This window comes from Actinocrispum wychmicini, from assembly GCF_004345645.1.
Lineage (GTDB): Bacteria > Actinomycetota > Actinomycetes > Mycobacteriales > Pseudonocardiaceae > Kibdelosporangium > Kibdelosporangium wychmicini.
Genome location: NZ_SLWS01000003.1, coordinates 918,709 through 936,754 on the forward strand (window position 1 = coordinate 918,709; position 18,046 = coordinate 936,754).

Annotated in this window: 11 protein-coding genes; 3 read left to right on the top strand and 8 right to left on the bottom strand. The window is 68.6% G+C overall.

Going from position 1 to position 18,046, the window contains the following annotated elements:
- Positions 1-3: 3 nt before the first annotated feature.
- Genes EV192_RS18160 through EV192_RS18175 form a run of 4 tightly spaced genes read right to left on the bottom strand, consistent with a single transcriptional unit; the run spans position 4 to position 5,923 of the window.
- Positions 4-984: an ornithine cyclodeaminase family protein gene (locus EV192_RS18160; protein WP_132116683.1), complete on the bottom strand. Its 981-nt coding sequence runs from the start codon at positions 982-984 to the stop codon at positions 4-6.
- A gap of 10 nt (positions 985-994) precedes the next feature.
- On the bottom strand, positions 995-2,149 hold the full coding sequence (locus EV192_RS18165; protein WP_243726906.1) for an acyl-CoA dehydrogenase family protein: 1,155 nt from the start codon (positions 2,147-2,149) through the stop codon (positions 995-997).
- The gene (locus EV192_RS18170) at positions 2,143-4,086 is read right to left on the bottom strand and encodes a B12-binding domain-containing radical SAM protein (RefSeq protein WP_132116685.1); all 1,944 of its coding nucleotides are present in this window, start codon (positions 4,084-4,086) and stop codon (positions 2,143-2,145) included. Before EV192_RS18170 ends, EV192_RS18165 begins: the two co-directional genes overlap by 7 nt.
- The gene (locus EV192_RS18175; protein ID WP_132116687.1) at positions 4,076-5,923 is read right to left on the bottom strand and encodes a non-ribosomal peptide synthetase; all 1,848 of its coding nucleotides are present in this window, start codon (positions 5,921-5,923) and stop codon (positions 4,076-4,078) included. The genes EV192_RS18170 and EV192_RS18175 overlap by 11 nt, the downstream gene beginning before the upstream one ends.
- Before the next feature lie 314 nt (positions 5,924-6,237).
- On the opposite strand from EV192_RS18175, the gene EV192_RS18180 reads away from it, so the two are divergent.
- From EV192_RS18180 to EV192_RS18190, 3 genes are read left to right on the top strand one after another with little or no spacing between them, the layout of a single operon-like run.
- Complete coding sequence (locus tag EV192_RS18180) at positions 6,238-6,504, top strand: phosphopantetheine-binding protein (protein ID WP_132116689.1); 267 nt, start codon at positions 6,238-6,240, stop codon at positions 6,502-6,504.
- Positions 6,501-7,724, top strand: coding sequence for a cytochrome P450 (locus tag EV192_RS18185; RefSeq protein ID WP_132116691.1), 1,224 nt, complete (start codon positions 6,501-6,503; stop codon positions 7,722-7,724). The genes EV192_RS18180 and EV192_RS18185 overlap by 4 nt, the downstream gene beginning before the upstream one ends.
- On the top strand, positions 7,721-9,046 hold the full coding sequence (locus EV192_RS18190; protein ID WP_132116693.1) for a condensation domain-containing protein: 1,326 nt from the start codon (positions 7,721-7,723) through the stop codon (positions 9,044-9,046). The genes EV192_RS18185 and EV192_RS18190 overlap by 4 nt, the downstream gene beginning before the upstream one ends.
- A 23-nt stretch (positions 9,047-9,069) precedes the next feature.
- Here EV192_RS18190 and EV192_RS18195 read toward each other — a convergent pair whose 3' ends face one another.
- The 4 genes from EV192_RS18195 to EV192_RS18210 are packed head-to-tail and all read right to left on the bottom strand — an operon-like array spanning position 9,070 to position 18,042.
- Entirely contained in the window at positions 9,070-10,824 is a 1,755-nt protein-coding gene (locus EV192_RS18195) for an ATP-binding cassette domain-containing protein (RefSeq protein ID WP_132116695.1), read from the bottom strand.
- Positions 10,821-12,635, bottom strand: coding sequence for an ABC transporter ATP-binding protein (locus EV192_RS18200; protein ID WP_165960447.1), 1,815 nt, complete (start codon positions 12,633-12,635; stop codon positions 10,821-10,823). Before EV192_RS18200 ends, EV192_RS18195 begins: the two co-directional genes overlap by 4 nt.
- Positions 12,632-13,312, bottom strand: coding sequence for an alpha/beta fold hydrolase (locus tag EV192_RS18205; protein WP_132116699.1), 681 nt, complete (start codon positions 13,310-13,312; stop codon positions 12,632-12,634). Before EV192_RS18205 ends, EV192_RS18200 begins: the two co-directional genes overlap by 4 nt.
- The gene (locus EV192_RS18210; RefSeq protein WP_341770869.1) at positions 13,309-18,042 is read right to left on the bottom strand and encodes an amino acid adenylation domain-containing protein; all 4,734 of its coding nucleotides are present in this window, start codon (positions 18,040-18,042) and stop codon (positions 13,309-13,311) included. The genes EV192_RS18205 and EV192_RS18210 overlap by 4 nt, the downstream gene beginning before the upstream one ends.
- Between the last annotated feature and the right edge of the window lie 4 nt (positions 18,043-18,046).

An 18,046-nucleotide genomic window follows, 5' to 3' on the forward strand; every position in this document is an offset into this window, starting at 1 on the left:
AGTTCAGGCGCCAATGGGGATCTCGACCACGGCCGCCCCCGCGCTGCGGGCCAGCGCTTCGACAGCGGCGCCCGACTGCACGTCCTGGATCGCCGCGCCAACCGACTTGAAGAGGGTGATCTCCAGGTCCGACCGGCGGCCGGCGCAGCGGTCGAGCAACAGGTCACCGAGTTCGCCACGGATCCGGTCGAGGTCGAAGTTCCCGTCCGCCGCGGCGAGCACCAGGTCGCCGGCTTCCCGCCGGGCCGCCTCGTGGGAGTCCACGAACACGCTTGCCGCGGCGACCGCGGCACCGGACAGCTCGCGGTGGCTCGGGAAGGACGCACCCACCGCGTTGATGTGGATGCCTGGCCCGAGCATGGCGGCAGTGACGATCGGCTCACTGGACGCCGTCGCCGTGCACAGGATGTCCGCGCCGGCCATGGCCGTCGCGGGGTCAGGAGCCGGCCGGCAGTCCAGGTCGAGTTCCGCGGCGGCCCAGGTGGCCACCTCGGCGGCACGCTCCGGCCGACGGCTCCAGACCCTCGCTGTCGCGATCGGCCTGACCGCCGCCATGGCACGCAGGTGCGCGCGAGCCTGGACGCCGGCACCGAGGACGGCCAGCGTCGTACTGTCCGGTCGGGCGAGCAGGTCGGTGGCGACGGCGGAGGTGGCGGCCGTCCGGATCGCGGTCAGTTCGGCGCCGTCGATGATGGACGTCAACCGCCCGTCGTTGGCGTCGAACATGGTCACGAGCAGACTGTGCGGTGACCGTTGGGCCGCCACGTTGCCGGGAAAGATCGTGACCAGCTTGACGCCGAGCGACTCGCCGATGACCTCGGCCGGCATCAGGGCGAGGGTGTTCTGCCGGCTCAGCGCGGCCATCAGCCGGGGCGGCTGGGTCACCTGGCCCTCGGCCAGGCGGACGAAGGCCAGTCGCATGGCCGCGATGGCGCGGTCCATGGTGTAGAGCGTGCGCACCGTCTCCGCGTCGATGATCAACATGGTGCGGCTCCTAGATGGACTGTCCGATGATTTCCTTCATGACCTCGGTGCTCCCCCCGTAGATCCGCTGCACGCGACTGTCGACGTAGGCACGGCCGATCACCGAGTCCCTCGAGTAGCCCTGTGCGCCGTGCAGTTGCAGGCACCGGTCGGTGACGCGGCCGCACAGCTCGGTGTTCCACCATTTCGCCATCGACGCATCCTCTGTGGACAGAGCACCGTCGTTGTGCCGCATGATGCACTGGTCGGTGAAGGCGCGTGCCACAGTGAGTTCGGTGGACATCTCCGCCAGCGTGAACCGGACGTGCTGCAGGTCGACCAGTGATCCGCCGAACGCCCGCCGGCCACGGGTGTGCGCCACGGTCTCGGCGAAGACGCGTTCCGCCAGCGCGAGCGCCGACACCGAGATCGACAGCCGTTCCCTGGGCAGGTTGTCGAGCAGGTAGAGGAAGCCAAGGCCTTCCTCGCCGAGCCGATGGCCGACCGGCACCCGGACATCACGCAAAAAGACCTCCACCGTGTCGAGCGACCGGACTCCGATCTTGGCCTCCCTCCGGCCAATGACCACCCCGGCCATGGTCGGCCGCACCAGCAGCAGAACCGCCGAGGCCGGTCCGCCGGCCGGCCGGTCATCGTCGGCACCCAGGCGGGCCAGCACCAGGATGTAGTCGGCCACGCTGCCGTGCGTCACGAACGCCTTCTGTCCATTGAGGAGGTAGCAGTCACCGTCGCGCCGGGCCGTGGTCCGGATGGCCGAGACGTCACTGCCAGCCTCCGGCTCGGTGATGGCGATCGTGCCCACACACTCGCCGGTGCAGAAGTCGGGCAGCCACCTGCTTTTCTGCTCAGGGGTGCTGAGCCTGTCCAGAAAGCCGCCCACGACCTCACTGTGCAGGTTGAACGCCGGGCTGAGGGCGCCCGCGTACGCGAGCTCCTCGTTCCACACCACCTGGAACCGGTAGTCGTCGACTCCCCCGCCGCCGTACTCCTTGTCCACGTGCATGCCAAGCAGGCCCACCTTGCCGGCACGGCGCCACAGGTCACGGTCCACCACGCCGGCCTCCTCCCAGTCGGCCAGCCGAGGGAGGATCTCGCGGGCCACGAAGGACCTGGCCGAGGCGCGGAAGAGCTCGTGCTCGGACTCGAAGATCGCGCGGGTCACCATTGCCGCTGCCCGACAGGGTCGAGCCGGCGGCCATCGCCGGTCGTGGTGTGGTCCACCGGGCGGATGACGGGCAGCAGTTGCCGCAAGCGCTGGATCATCACATGGCAGTAGGCGGCGTTGTGCTCCATGTCGCGTTGCCGTGGATGGGGCATCTTGCCGTCCTGCGGGTGCGTGATCCGCAGCCGCTCCCCGGCGCTGGCGACGATGCCCTGGTCGACCAGGAACCGCCAGTCGTCGTCGGCCATCGAGACCTCGAACTCGGTGGCGCCGAGGTGCTCCAGCTTGACGCGGGACAACGGACAACCAGGCGCCCTGATGTTCTCCCGGTAGACATACGGTCGCGCCAGCAGGTCAAGATCCAGCAGCAGCGGCACGTACGGCAGTGACCACCATTCCTGCTCCTGGCAGAAGCCCAGCAGGAGCTCGTCGAACTCCGCCCGCCGCGACTGCAACAGCATGTGAGCCACCTTGCCCACGTTGAGCAGGCTGTAGTTGTCCGCGGTGTCGACCGACTCCGCGAAGAACCGGCTCACCGGGTTCTCCGCGTCCCGTAGGAAGAACGACGCGTCGGTGAAGAACTGCTCGTACGGGATCACACCGGTCCGATCGAGATAGGCCGACAGGTGGTACAGCCCCCGCGCGTTGTACAGGCTGTGCATCGCGTAGTAGCACCATGTGCCTTCGACACACTCCTCACGGGTGACCCACTTCGTCGCGACCACGACGTCCGCCTCCGCCTCGGGCGCCGAAGCGCGCTCGACCTCGAGCCCCATCACCTCTTTCTGGTTGTAGAGCGCGGTGTTGTGCAACAGAAGCTGGGGGTAGATCGTCAACGTGTCCGCGCCAAGCCGGCACAGCTTCGCGATACCCGCCTTGAACGAGTCGAGTGTCTCGCCGGGCAGCGGCCAGATCATCTCGACGAACGAACTGATGTCGCGTTCCCGAAGTGACCGCTGTAGGTCGGTGTACGTCGTCTCCCGGATGTTCGCGCGGTCGATCATCTTCAGCGCGGTCGGGTTCACCGTCTGCAACGAGATGGGCTGACTCGTGACCAGGCCGCCCCGAACCAGGATCTCGGTGATCTCGGCAACCCGTTCCGGGCGGTTCTTCGCCGCGGCGATCACCATCGACGTGGGGAAGCCGTGTTCCTGCTTGGCCGCGACGATGTGTCGGCTGAGTTCCACGTCCCGCGGTGCGTGTCCCCAGTTGGCGTCCGCGATGAAGACACTCGCCACGCCGTGCTCGGCGATCCAGTCGATGTCGGCCTTCACCCGGTCCTCGTCGAACTTGTACACCTTGGACTGTGTGGCGGCGCCCCAGAAGCAGAAGCCGCAGCTGAACGGGCAGCCGCGGTTGGTCTCCAGCACCGTGAACGTGTACTCGCCGTCGTCGAAGATGCCCGCGCCGAACGGCGACGGAATGTCGTCCAGTTGGCCGATCCGGGGCCGCTTGTCCGTCTCGACCGGCTGGCCGTCGGCCGACCAGTAGCTGATACCTGACACCTGCGACAGGTCGGGCTCCGGTGCGCGCAGTTGGCGCAGCAGCTCGTAGAACGTGTGCTCCCCCTCGCCGTGGCACACCACCACCTTGGGCTCACCGACCGGGGCGTACTCAAGGAAGTGGTTGATCACCTGAGGTCCACCCAGGACGTAGTAGGCATCCGGGCACACGGCCATCAGCTCGGGGAGGACCCGGGTGATCAGCCCCATGTTCCAGATGTAGCAACTGAAGGCGTAGGTGTCGCTGCCGCGGCTGCGTAGCGTCTCCACAAGCTCCCGTTGGTCGATCGACAGGCTCGCCGAGAAGATGTCGAACTCGAACGCGTCGCGGACCAGTGGATCCTGCTGCGCGTAGGCCTGTAGGTAGCCGGCGACGAGCGGGACCGTGTTCTCGTAGACGGACAGCTCGATGATGGTGACGCGCTTCTTAGCCGTCATTCTCCGCCCCTTTCGCTGCCTGGCCGCGGTCCACGTGTCGCGCGAGATCGCTGAGCACCGGATGCGTGTACAGGTCCTCGGGAACAAGCTCGATGCCCACTCGCCGGGCCTTGTTGATGAACCGCAGCACTCGCAGCGAGTCGCCGCCAAGGGCGAAGAAGTCGTCGGTGCGCTCGATGGTGGCGACGCGCAACACGTCGCCCCACAGGGCACGTAGCCTCGCCTCCACCGTGTCGGCCGGCTCGCCGTCGGCCTCCGACGGCAGCGGGCGCCGCGACAACTCAGCGCGGTCAAGCTTTCCGTGTGAGGTGACCGAAAGCGCGTCGACGAACACGATGACGTGCGGTGTCATCAGCTTCGGCAGGTACGAGGCCATGTGACCGCGTAGGGCGTGTTCGTCGACGCGCTGGCTCGTGACCACGTAGGCGACCAGGTGGTCGGCGTTGTCCGGAGTTCGGTGCAGCACCACGGCGGCGGCCTGGACGTCCGGATGGCGCAGCAGGACACTCTCCACCTCGCCGGGTTCGATCCGGACGCCGTTGACCTTTATCTGGTTGTCGACGCGGCCCACGAAGTGCAGGTCACCGGCTGCGTTCCGGTGCACCAGGTCGCCGGTCCGGTACATCAGGCCGTCCGGCATGTCGGTGTGCGGATCGGGCACGAAGCCGGGCACGCTCGCGTCGACGTACCCCGCGGCCACCGCCGGGCCGCCCAAGCAGAGTTCACCGGCCTCACTGACGGGACACGGCTGGCTGCCCGGGTCGAGGACGTACGCGCGCACCGACGGGATCGGCCGGCCGATCGGTGGCGGCTCGGCCGAACCGAAGTCCAGCACTTCGGCGCAGGTGGCGACGACCGTACATTCCGTGGGGCCGTAGTTGTTGAACAGCCGGAACGGCGGCTTTTCGGCCGGTGGCCGGGCCAGCCGGTCCCCGCCGGTCAGCATCGCGCGCAGCGCTGGTCCACCGTCGGCCGGGCACGGCCACGGTTCGGCCAGCACCGCCACGGCCAGCGGTGTCGGGAGGAAGCAGACTGTGATCTCGTTGTCCAGCAGCCAGTCGCGGAGTCGTCGCGGCGAGCGGCAAATCTCGGCGGCCGCGACGTACAGGGCCGCTCCGTTGGCCAGGCAGGGCCATACCTCCAGCACCCAGGCGTCGAATGAGGGCGACGCGAGCTGCGTCATCCGGTCGGCCGGAGTGACCTGGTAGTGCTGCGTGTACCAGGCGACGAGGTTCGCCAGGCCGTGGTGCGTGACCCGCACGCCCTTCGGTGAGCCGCTGGAGCCCGAGGTGTAGCAGAGATACGCGAGTTCGCCGCCGACCGTCACCTTCGGCGGCCCGCTCACGTCAGCTGTCGACCTGTCGGCGAGGACGACGGGTATGTCCACACTGGACAGTCGAGCGACCTGCTCCTCGTCCGTCACCACGACACAAGCGGAGGAATCCGTCAGGATGTCGCGCGCCCGCCGGGAGGGCTGCTCGACGTCGATCAGGAGGTACGGCCGGCCAAGCACGATGGCGGCCACGGCAGCGGTCACCTGCGCGTCGCCCCGCGGCAAGTACACAGCGACCACGTCGTCCGCGCGCGGGACCAGGTCGGCGAAACCTACGGCCATACGGCAGGCGCGGTCGTACAACTGACGATAGGTCACCGTGCCGCCGTCGACAACGATCGCGGGCGCGTCCGGCTGCGCCGCCGCGTGCATTCGAATCGCGGACGCGACGAAGCGCTGACTGTCCTGTTTGGGCACTGTTCGCTCGCCGATCCCGTTCACCGCCAGGTCGGATTCCGCGTGTACGACCGCGACCGAATCGTGATAACGAATGGGCCCATCCATAGATCTCCGCCCAATTGGTTTTTGTTCCGTTCAGAACATATTCGAACGCGAGGAGATCAGGCGTTGCGCGACGGCCCATCAGGCAACGTGCCAATCGATCATTCGCACGCCGAGAGTACCCATGGCCGCAGCCGTCCGGCAAGCACGACGAGCCGATGTCGAACAGCGGCCCGAATTGTGAATATCCGTGGAACATGCCGACCGGATCGGGCACGGACGAACATTGACAGCCGGTCTCGAACGACGTGATGATGGCTCATCAAACCCTGGGGAAGGATCGGGTTCGAGGTCTATCGTGAGATGAGGTGCATGCGATGCCAGGACCTGCGCCAAGTCGCGCGGACGAGGTGGAAAGCGTGTTGCTCGCGACGGCCAAGTCATTGCTCGGGGTCAGCGAAATAAAGATGACCGACAATTTCTTCGACCTCGGCGGCCACTCGATCCTCGCCGCCAAGCTGGTCGGCCGAATGGAACAGGTGATCGGGCACCGCGCGTCGTTGCGTCACGTGTTCGAGGCCGAGGACATGCGGGATCTTTCCGCCCGGCTGGGGGCCCTCGCGGAGAAAGGCGATCGTGGATGACGGAGCAGGGTCGAACCGCCGCACGGAAGAGCTACTGGGACTACCCGTACCCGCACTACCGCGAAATTCAGCGGGATACCCCCGTCCACTACGACGAACACCTCTCCGCCTGGCTGGTGACGTCGTACTCGGCGGTCGTCGACGCGCTCCACCATCCCCACCTGTCCTCCGCGTGGCTCGACCACCGCGCCGACCTGCACGGCAAGGACGCGGCCAACGCGCGCTACGTCCGCTCGGTGTTCTCCCGATGGTTCGTCCTCGTCGACGCCCCAGAACACCCCCAGCTCCGCAAAAGTGTGATCCACGCGTTCACGCGACGCGCGATCGCGGACCTGACCCCGTTTGTCGAGCGCCGGGCGGCCGAGTTGTTGGCCGCCGCCATCGCCGCCGGTGGCCCGGTGGACGTGATGGCGGATCTCGCCACCCCGCTGTCGGCGAGTGTGATCGCCCACCTGCTCGGCATGGGTCAGGACGTGGCCGCCGAACTGCCGCGCTGGGGCGCGGTGTTCGCCAAGTACCTGGCGAATGCCGCTCGCACGGACGCCGCGAACGAGACCGCGGCGGCGGTCCGGGAGATCAGCGCGGTGGTGCGCGACCAACTGCCCGACGCGCCGGCAGGATCCCTGGTGTACGAACTCACCAACCCCGTCAGCGGTGAGCCGGCATCGGTCGATGATCTCGTCAGCACGATCTCGCTGCTTCTGTACGCGGGCCTGGAGTCCACCTCCAACCTGATCGGCCTGGGTGTGCTCGCCCTGGCCGAACGTCCGGGGCTGCGGGCGGAACTGGCCGGCGCCTCCGCCGAGACCATGGCGGCCGCCATCGAAGAGCTGCTTCGATACGACACATCGGTGTTGCAGGTGCCCCGCGTCGCAACGGCCGACATGACCCTGGGCGGCCAGCGGATCCACCGGGGCGATCTCGTGGTCGTCATGCTGGGGGCGGCCAACCACGACGAACGACGTTTCCCGGACCCCGACACCTTCGACCTCCGCCGTGACGTCTCCCGGCACGTCGCCTTCGGGTACGGCGTCCACTTCTGCGTTGGCGCGCCTTTGGCCCGGGCCGAGGCCGCGGCCTTCTTCACGGTTCTGCTGCGTACCGCTCCTGAATTCGCGCTGACGGCCCAGCCACGCTGGAGCAGTCGCCACAGCGTGCGGAGCCTGGACGCGCTGCCCGTGCTCCTCTTCCCCGCGCACCAGGGCGTCGTCGCCCAATGATCCCGCCGCTCCGCATCGATGGCGGTTCGTCCGACATGCTGGTCGAGGCGTCCAGTCTCCAGCGCAGCATGTGGCTGGCCGAGCAGCTGGCGCCCACCCGGCACGGCTACGCGATGCCGCTGGTCTGGCGAGTACGCACAGGCAGAATTCAGGCGCACCGACTTCGCGATGCCGTGACGGCGCTGATCGAGAAGCACGAGATCCTGCGGACCGGGTTCGTCGAGCATGACGGCCAACTGTGGCAGCGGATCGGCGAACCGTGGACCGCCCAGGTGGAGCGTGCCGACTTCGCGACGCTGGCAGCGGACCAGCAGGACGCGGCCTGGCAGGCGTGGGTGCGCAGGGTCGCCCGACGTCCGTTCGACCTCGGCTCAGGCCGGCTGTTGCGACCCGGACTGGTCGACCTCGGGCCGGCCGGCCAGATCCTCCTGCTGTGCACGCACCATCTCGTGTCTGACGGCTACTCGATGGATGTGTTGCTACGCGACCTCGATGCGCTCTTCAGTGACAGTGCGATGGCCTCCGCTGGACTTCAGTACCGCGAGTTCGTACGCATGCAGGACGACTGGCAGGAAACCGAGGAAGGGCGTGCAGCCCTTGCCTTCTGGGTGCGGCGCCTGCGCGGTGCGCCTGATCATCTGTCGTTCCAGCCGCCTGACCGGGCCGAACGGGACGGCGCGGTGAGGGTCGCACTCGGCGCGGATCTGCCGGACCGGCTACCCGGCCTGCGCCGGCAGCACGGCGTGTCATGGTTCATGGTGCTGGCGTCGACACTGGCGGCGTTGGTACACAAGTGGAGCGGCTTGTCCGACGTGACCTTCGGCTGCCAGGTGGCCAACCGTACCCGCGAGGTCTTTGAGGACGTCGTGGGGCCTTGTACGAACGCAGTGGTGTTGAGGTCGCGCTGTGACGCCACGACGACCCGGGCCAACCTGGTGGACGCGATGCGTGAGCAGGTGCTGGGAGCGCTTGACCACCAACAGGTTCCGTTCGAGGCGGTCGTCGGCGCGTTGCGACCGGCCCGGCAGCTCGGGCACACCCCGTACCGCGAGGTGGTGCTCGGCACGACGACACTCGCGAGCCGGGTGCGGTTAGGCGACTGCGAACTGGAGTACCTGGCGACGTCTCTCCTCGACGCGGAGACCAAGTTCGGCATGGCCGTCACCGTGTCCGCCGCCGCCAGCGATCCCTGGGTGGTCATGTCATACCAAGGCGAACGCTTCACGGCCACGCAGGTACAGCGGATGGCCGCGGAGTTCGCCGACATGCTGGACTGGATCACCGGTGCCCCGGCCGACGCGCTGCTCGCGGACGTTGTCTGACGGCGAGTCGCACCCGAGGTGCCTCAGCGGTATCCGCTGGCCTGGGTCGTGAACATCTGAGCGTACAGGCCACCTTTGGCCAGTAGTTCGTCGTGCGTGCCCGACTCAACGATCCGGCCGTCGGACAGCACGTGGATGACGTCGGCCAACCGCGCCGCGGACATCCGTTGGGTGATCATCACGACGGCGGTCCGCCCGGTGCCGGTGTGCCGGCGGGCCTCGCTCAGCTGGGTCTCGACCAGTCGCTGCTCGGCGTGCGCGTCGAGGGCGCTCATCGCCTCGTCCAGCACGATCAGCCGGCTCTCGCAGATCGTCCCGCGGCCCAAGGCGAGCCGTTGCCACTGCCCACCGGACAGCTCCAGGCCGGGCCGGGAGGAGTTGCCGACGGCGGTGGCCAGCCCGTCGGGCAGCGTCCGCACCCAGTCGCCCGCGCCGACCGCGGCCAGCGCGGCACACACCCGCTCGTCGGACGCCGCGGCGTCGCCGAACCGAACGCCTTCGCCGACGGTCGTTTCGAGCCGGGCGAAGTCCTGGAACACGGCGGACACCCGGAGGTCGTCGAGCGGTTCCACCCGCCCGTGGTCCGGCCAGCGCAGACCGAGCAACACCCCGGCCAGGGTGGTCTTGCCCGAGCCGTTCTCGCCGACGATCGCGACCAGGCTGCCGGCGTCGACCCTCAGTGAGACGTTGTCGAGAGCCGGGACCGCGGCCGACGGATACCGAACGGTCACATCGTGCAGCGAAACCACCGCGGCGGACTGTTCCGACGGCTCGGCCTGATCCGTCACCCGGTCCGGCTGCCCGGTGGAGACCGAGACCAGGGCCTGGAACTGCCGGTAGACGCCCATGCCGTGGCCCAGCACCGCGAGCACCGGATACGCGGTGCCGCCGATCGCAGTGGCCTGAACCGCCAGCACGAAGGCGAGCACGGCCGTGCCCGCGTCCAGGCCCGGCCTGGTGAGGGTGAAGGTCAGCGTGACGCCGAACAGGCAGACCAGCACCAATTGCGCCGCCCCTACGATCAGCGCGCCGGCGCGCCTTGCCCGGTGCAGTTCGCGGTCCTGGTCGTCCCACACCTGCCGGTAGTCCTCGACCAGGAGGTCGGCGGCGCCGTCGGTGCGGATGTCCTTCGCCGCTCCGGCCCCAGTCAGCAACGCGAACAGGGACCGGGTGATCCGAGTGCTCGCCGCGGTTCGGATCGTGACCTTGTCGACCCGTCGCTGTGCCATCGACGCACCCCAGGCCACGACTGCGAGGCCAAGGAACAGGGGCAGCAAGGACACCGAGACCGACAGGGCCAGCACGAGCAGGGCCACACAGCTGGCTGACAGCGTAAGCGTGGCGTTGCAGCTGGCCGGCAGGCCCGCGACGTTCTCGCGCTGCTCGTCCACAGTGGCGGCCAGCTTCTGCACCTCCTCGGAGTCGAGGTGGTTCATCAGCCTTCGACGCCGCTCCGCGTCCAGCAGGACCACATCGAGATCACGCCCGAGCAGGACGCTCAGCGCGCTCACCGCGCCGTAGTTGAGCCATGTCGCGGACATCAGAACGGCGACGCCCGCGACGACCCACACGGCCGGCGCCACCCAGGTGCCGCCCGAGTCCGGGTAAGCGAGGGCGTTGACCGTGCCGCGTGCGGCGAATCCGAGCGGGGCCAGCACCGCCCCGCTGACCAGGCCGCTGACCGCAGCGCGGATCGCCAGGCCACGGTCGGTGCGGAACAGCAGCGTGAGGACCTCGACCAGGGAACGGGGCTGGGTGCGGGAGACGGATGTGGTCACTGGTGCACCCACCCGGCGGCCTGTGTGTGGAACATGGCCGCGTACAGCCTGGGGGTCGCGATCAGGTCGTCATGCGATCCCGACTCCACGATTCGGCCGTTGTCCATGACGAGAATCCGGTCGGCCGCACGGACCAGGGACAGCCGGTGGCTCACCAACAAGGTGGTGGTGTTCGTGGCCCGTTGCCTGATCACGTTCGACAGTGCCAGTTCGGACGTGGGGTCGAGGTTCGCTGTGGGCTCGTCCAGGACCAGCAGCCTCCCGCCCTTGCGCAGCTTGTACAACGCACGCGCGATCGCGACGCGCTGCCATTGGCCGCCTGACAGGGAGGACTTGATGCCCAGCATCGTTTCGCGGCCGTCGGGAAGGGTGTCGGCCAGGCCGGCGAGGCCCACGTCGGCCAGGCACTCGTCCACCAGGTCGATGTCGGCGTCGCGTTCGGTGGCGACGTTGAACAGCAGCGACCGCGGGTACTGGACGAAGTCCTGGTGGACGGCGGCGATGCCGCGCTGCCAGGCGAACCGGTCGATATCCGTGCTGTCCATCCCGCCGAGGCCGAGGGTCCCCCGGCCGGCCGGGTAGAACCCGCAGACGATCTTCAGCAGGGTTGACTTGCCGGCGCCGTTGGGTCCGACGATGGCCACGTGCTGCCCTGGGCCGATGTCCAGCGTGACGTTCCGGACGACCCGGTCCGCGCCGTTGTTCCACGGGTAGCTGAAGGACAGGTCGACCAGCCGGATGCCGACCGGCGCCACCGGTACCTGCCCGGCACGGTCGACGGCCTGCCGAGCCCGTTCCGCCGAGCGGATCAGCTCCTCGGCCGTAGGCACCGCGCGGGCACCGAGTTCGACGCTCTGGTCGGCGTCCACCACGGTGCGGCTCAGCCCGATCGCCAGCAGGATCATCACCTGGGCGACCAGCACGCCCGACTGCGTGGTCAGGCCGCCCCGCGACCAGCCGACGAAGGCCAGGGCGAAGGCCGCGCCGAAACCGGCCATGAACACGGCGGCCGAGAACAGCACCATCGGCCGGACGGACCCGCGGTGGTACCGATGCCGATCCTCCACTCCGCGCCAGGCGGCGAGAACCTCCTGGCGCAGCCAGCTCCACATGTCGAAGATCCGCAGTTCCCTGGCCGAGGACGGTCGCCAGACCAGGTCGCGCAGATAGTCCACCCGCTGGAACTCGCCGGCGTGTGCGATCAGCTCAAGGGCGTATGCCGCGATGCTCCTGGCGAACATGCGCCGGCACACCAGGATGGTCACCGCGACCACCAGGCCGACCCAGATATCCACAAAGGACAGCGTGACGACGCCGGTGAGGGTCTGCACGGAGAAAAGGCCCCGGGTGGCGGTCCGGACCAGCGCGCCACCCGGGTTGTAGCGGCTCGGTCCCACTCCCAGTGCGGTGTTCAGCCGGGTCCTGGCGGCCGGGTTCTCCACGTCCACCAGGTCAGGGGGTCCGCTGACCGCGTGCATGACCCGGGCCCGGGTGTCGCCGTTGAACTTCCGCCCCAGCCGCCAGCTGTACGTGTACACGAGCGCCCGGGCCACGGCCGCCGTCAGGATCAGCAGGCACATCCCGGCGATCGACGGGAACAGCTGCTCCCAGCTCAGCGCCGTCTCGGCGGTTCGGTCGTCGATGAGCTGGACGATGTGCGCGCTGGGCAGCAGGGTCATCACCTGCGCCGCCCCGCCGACGACCACCAGCAGCCCGAGGAACGCCGTGTTTCCCGGCGCCAGCCGAAAGGCGTTGCGCCACAGCATCCACAGGACCCTGTTGTCCGCACGGTCGTTGGGCGCCGCGGTCACGAGCAGCACTCCCGCAGCAGGTCCCGTACTCCCGCCGCGGAAAGAAGTTCGACGAAGGTGTGCTCGCCGGGAACGACCCGCGTGGTCACTTCGCCTGTCGTGTACCGGTCCCATTCCCGGAGGATCCCCTCGTCGCACGACGAGGAGTCCTCGGCGGCGCCGACGACCGCCATCGGCACCGTCGTCGGTTCGCTCGCCTCGTACTCCTCGATCATCCGGTACTCCTTCTTCCACACGTCGCGCATCAGGGCGAGGAACTCGGCCGACTGGGCCAGCTCCGCCGGGACGGACGCCGTCAGATCGGCCAGTACGGAGGTCCGCTCCAGGTCACGCTGGCTGCACCGGTTCATGGCGTGCGGCGGGTACTGCGCGGCCAGTACCAGGCTGCTTACCAGTTCCGGTGCGTGGGCAGCCGCTTCGTAGGCGATGAGCGCGCCCAAGCTGTGCCCGAGTAGGACGACCTGACTGACCTGATGCCCGCACAACGTTTCGGCGAGTTTGCGGCCGCGCATCCGCACCGACCCCGGTTCGGTGGGTCGCGTCCAGACCGCGGCCGACACGTGCCAGCCAGACGAACGCCAGTTCCGCACAACGTTCGTCCGTCCGCCGACGCCGGCCACGTACACCACTGCGCCGTGCGGAGGTACTTCCGGCCGAAGCACGTAGCGCGCCGTCACCGCTCCTCCTTGCCGAGGGCGACAAGCGCACACAGCGCCGCCTGGTAGGCGTCCGCCAGCTCGGCCACCTGTGCCGGGGCGACCGCGTCCGGGTCGAAGGTCCACCGGGTCGTCAACTTCCCTTCGGACACCGAGGAGACGATCTCCAGCCGGTGTGCCCGCCGGTTTCCCCGATCGACAGAGCCGCTCACCACGTCATGGGTGGTCGACAGCATCCCTTCCCGCTGGGACGAACCGTCGAACTGGCCGAGATAGTTGAAGCAGACGTCGACATCCCGCGCCAGCGCGGAGCCGCCCTCGGCCAGGTACCGCAACACCCCGTAGCCGACGCCGTTGGCGGGGATCGAACGCACCAACCCGTCGATCCGCGGCAGTGCCTCGGCGAGACCGCCGAGCCCGGCACTGAGCCGGACCGGGAAGATCGACGTGAACCACCCTACGGTGCGAGTGAGATCCACGTCGTCGAAAAGCGGTTCCCGCCCGTGGCCCTCCAGGTTGAGGACGAACGTCTCGCGGCCCAGGACGGTCCGGACCGCGTCGGCCAACGCGGTGAGCAGAACTCCGTTGATCCGCACCCCGAACCGGCGCGGCAGGTCCCGCAGCAGCGACGCGGTCCGAACCTGGTCCAGCGCGCCGATGTGGGACCGCGCGTCCCCGGCGAGGTTCCCGCCGGACGACGCGAACAGCGGCTCGAAACCGTCGAACTGGGCCAGCCAGTGCTCTTCCTGCGCGTGTAGTCGCGCCGTTGCACCGAGTTCGACCAACCGGTGCGCCCACTGGCCGAAGGGCGAGGTCCGCGGACCCCACACCGGCGGCCGACCGGCCGCCGTCGCCGAGGCGGCGGTTTCCAGATCCTCGATGAGGATGCGCCAGGACACACCATCCACCACCAGGTGATGGGCGACGATGATCAGTCGCACGTCGTCGGGCTTGCCGAGGTCGACGAACGCCGCCCGGAGCATTGGCCCGTAGTGCAGGTCAAGCCCACGCTGCAGCTTGTTGGCGATGCCGGACAGGTCGGCGAGCCCCGGCGTGCGCCTGGAGAGATCGACGTCCTGGAGCCACTCGTCGTCTTCGACGTCGGACTCCTCGTAGCGCTGCCGGTAGGTGCCGTCGTCCGACAGGTGGAACCGTAGCCGGAACGTGTCGTGCTCCTTGACCACCGCCTTCAGACCGGCCAGCACCGCCTCTTTGTCCCGGCGCCGGAGGCTGACCGACGTCCATTGGTTGTAGTGGTGCGGGTTGGCGAAGTCCTGGTCGAAGAACCACCGCTGTACCGGGGTGAGGGGCACTTCGCCGGACGCTTCCCGGCGCTGGAGCGGCCGCGGCGTGGAAATCGCGTGGGCCGTACGGGCCATCTGGCGAACCGTGGGGCCGTTGAACAGCGACCGTAGGTCTGTCTGGACACCCTCGGACACCAGCAGTGCCACGATCCGGATGCTCAGGATCGAGTCGCCGCCGAGCTCGAAGAAGTTGTCGTCCAGCCCGACGTGGTCCAGCCCAAGCACCCGAGCCCACACGTCGGCGACGACCTCTTCGAGCGGTGTCCTCGGTTCAGCCGCCTCGACCCGGCCGGCTGCCACGACGGGCGCGGGCAGGGCGCCGCGGTCGATCTTGCCGTGCGGCGTCAGCGGAATCTGGTCGAGCGGAACGAAGTGCGCCGGGTGCATGTACGTCGGCAGCAGGTCGGCGAGGAACGCGCGAAGATCGGCCGCGTCGGGCAGACCGTCGGCCGGCCCGGCGACGTAGGCGACGATGCGTGGCCCCGAAGGGAAGGACATCACCCGAACGAACGCGCCTTCGACACCGTCGTGGCTGACCAGGGCGCCTTCGATCTCGGCGAGCTCGATCCGGTAGCCGCGGACCTTGACCTGGTCGTCGATCCGGCCACGGAAGTCGAAGTTGCCGTCCGGCAGCAGCCGGCCGAGGTCACCCGTCCGGTACAGCCGCGCTCCCGGTGTCCGACCGAACGGGTCGGGGACGAAACTCTCGGCCGTACGGCCGGCAAGACCGTTGTAGCCAAGGGCGACACATGTGCCGCCGATGTAGATCTCGCCGATGACACCGGGCGGGCACAGGCGCAGATCGTCGTCCAGGACGTACATCGTGGTGTTGGGGATCGGCACCCCGATCGGGAGCAGGTCGGCGTCCGTGGACACGCCCGTGACGTAGGTCGAGTTGGCGACCGTGGCCTCCGTCGGGCCGTACTCGTTGAGGATGGTGACGTCCGCGTCGAGCGCGCGCCACTCGTTGAGCGTCGAACCGGGGAACGCCTCGGCGCCGACGACCAGCAGGTGGGCGAGGCCACGGGCGCGATCCCGGCCGAGCTGGTGGGCCAGGACGCCGAAGTGGGACGGGGTGAGCTTGAGGAAGCTGTACGGCGCTCCGGCGTGCAACAGGTCACCGAGGGCGTCGCCGTCCAGCGGCTCCGGGAGCAGGGTCACCGACCGTCCGGACACCAGTGGCGGGTAGAGGTTGGGCACCACGGCATCGAACGCGATGGAGGAGAACATCGCCGTGCCTCCCGGGCGATCTCCGGCGTAGCCCGCCAGGCACCAGGAGACGAAGTTGGCCAGCGGGCCGTGTTGGATCATCACACCCTTGGGTTTGCCCGTGGAGCCGGACGTGTAGATGACATACGCGAGCTCGTTGGCACGGACAGGAACACCGGGGTTGTCGCTGCTGACCGTACCCAGTGGGTCGTCCTCGCCGTCCAGCAGGACGACAGTGCCGTGGAACTCGGGCAGGGTGTCCACGATCCGACGACTGGTCACCATGGCTCGCACGTTCGCGTCCCGCAGCACGTAGTCCGAACGTTTCCGGGGGTGTCCCGGCTCCAGCGGGACGTAGTGGGCGCCGGCCTTGAGCACACCCAGCAGGGCGGCCACGAGGTCGAAGCCACGCAGCAGGCACACCCCGACTGCCGTGCCCCGCCGCACGCCGAGGCCGATCAGGTGGTTCGCAAGCCGGTTGGACCGTTCGTCCAGTTCCCGGTAGGTCAGCCGGGCGCCGTCATAGATGAGCGCCACCGCGTCGGGCGTGGTACAGGCCTGACGCGCGAACCACTCGGGCACGGGCAGGTGTTCGCGGTGCACGACCGCTCCCGTGCTGTGCGCGAGCACGGCCGATGTGGCCTTGTCGTCGAGCACGTGCAGGCTGGCGACCTCATCGTCCACGTCGTGGGTTGCCATCCGCTTCAGCAGCCCGACGAACTCGGCGAGGACCTCGGCGAGATCGTGTTCCGTCAGTGCCGTGTTGGCCACGCCGAGCCGGAGTTGGAGCACCGGATCGGGCAGGACGACGAGCGTGGCGCCGTTCGCCGTGTGCTGGTCGGTGCGGATCGGCGAGCCGAACAGTCCACTTCGGCCGACCGCGGCCGCGTCGGGGAAGTTCTCGTACACCAGGGTGGTGGCGAAGAGCGGGTGTTCCCGGTTGGCCCCGACGATCCGTTGGATGTCGGTGAGGGACATCCATTCGTGCTCCTGGCCCGCCAGCCGGGCGTCCTGGATCCGGCGGAGCCACGAGCCGATGGTCGCCTGGCCCGGCACCGGGATCCGCACGGGCACGGTGTTCATGCACAGGCCGACCAGTTGTTGCGCGTCCGGGAGGCCTTCGGGCCGGCCGGAGACCACCGCGCCGAAAACCGCCTCCGGCTTGGCGTCCCAACGGGCGAGCATGACGGCCCAGGCGCCCTGGACAACCGTGTTGAGGGTGACCCGGGCCTGACCGGCGAGGGCGCGGAGCTTCGCGTCCGTCTCCTCGGGCACCCGCTGTGCCGCGTGGCGAGTGGCGGGCTGTGCGGTGGCGGGTCGCACGTCGATCGCGCCCAGTGACCGGGCGCCCACGAACCCGTCCAGCCGCGACCGCCAGAACCCCCTGCCGGCTTCGACGTCCCTGGTCGCGAGCCAGTCGAGAAACACACCGAACTGTGGCGGCGCCGCAGGGCCGGCGGTTGCGTGCTCCTGCCGGCGGTACTCGTCGTCGATCTCGGTGAGCAGGATCGGGATACTCCACCCGTCGAGGATCGCGTGGTGGTGCGTCCACACGAGCAGGGCACTGTCGGCCAGGTCGATCCTGGTCAGCCTCATCAGGGGCGGACGGTCCAGGACGAACCCACGGGTCCGGTCGTCCCGGAGGAAGTCCGTCAGGCTTTCGGCCACGGCCGCGTGGGAGGTCGAGATCCAGTCCACTGTGGTCGAGGGGATGCCGGTCCCGGCGGACACCCACTGGGTCATGCCGCCGCCGTCCGCCCAGCGGAAGCCGGTGCGCAGGATGTCGTGCCGGGCTATGACGCCGTCCCATGCCTTTCGAAGCCGGTCCCAGTCCGCCGTTTCCGGAAGCACCCACACCATCTGCTGGATGTAGGCGCCCTCGTCCGTTTCGAGGAGGGAATGGAAAAGCATTCCCTCCTGCATGGGAGCCAATGGGCGCGCACCGCGTTCGGTGTCGGTCGAAGGCAGTGCGTCGCGGGTTTGGCTGTCCTCCCCGTGGCGGTCCTCAAGTGCTTCGACGATTCGGGCGACCGTCTCGTGTTTGAACATCAAATCCTGGGTAATTTTGATGCCGTGTCGGGCGGCCCGGGCGGCAATCAACATCGCCTGAATAGAATCCCCACCCAACTCAAAGAAATTATCCCCCACCCCTACCCCCTCAACCCCCAAAACCTCACCCCACACCCCCGCCAACACCCGCTCCAACTCCGAACCCACACCCCCACCAGAACCCACCACCTCC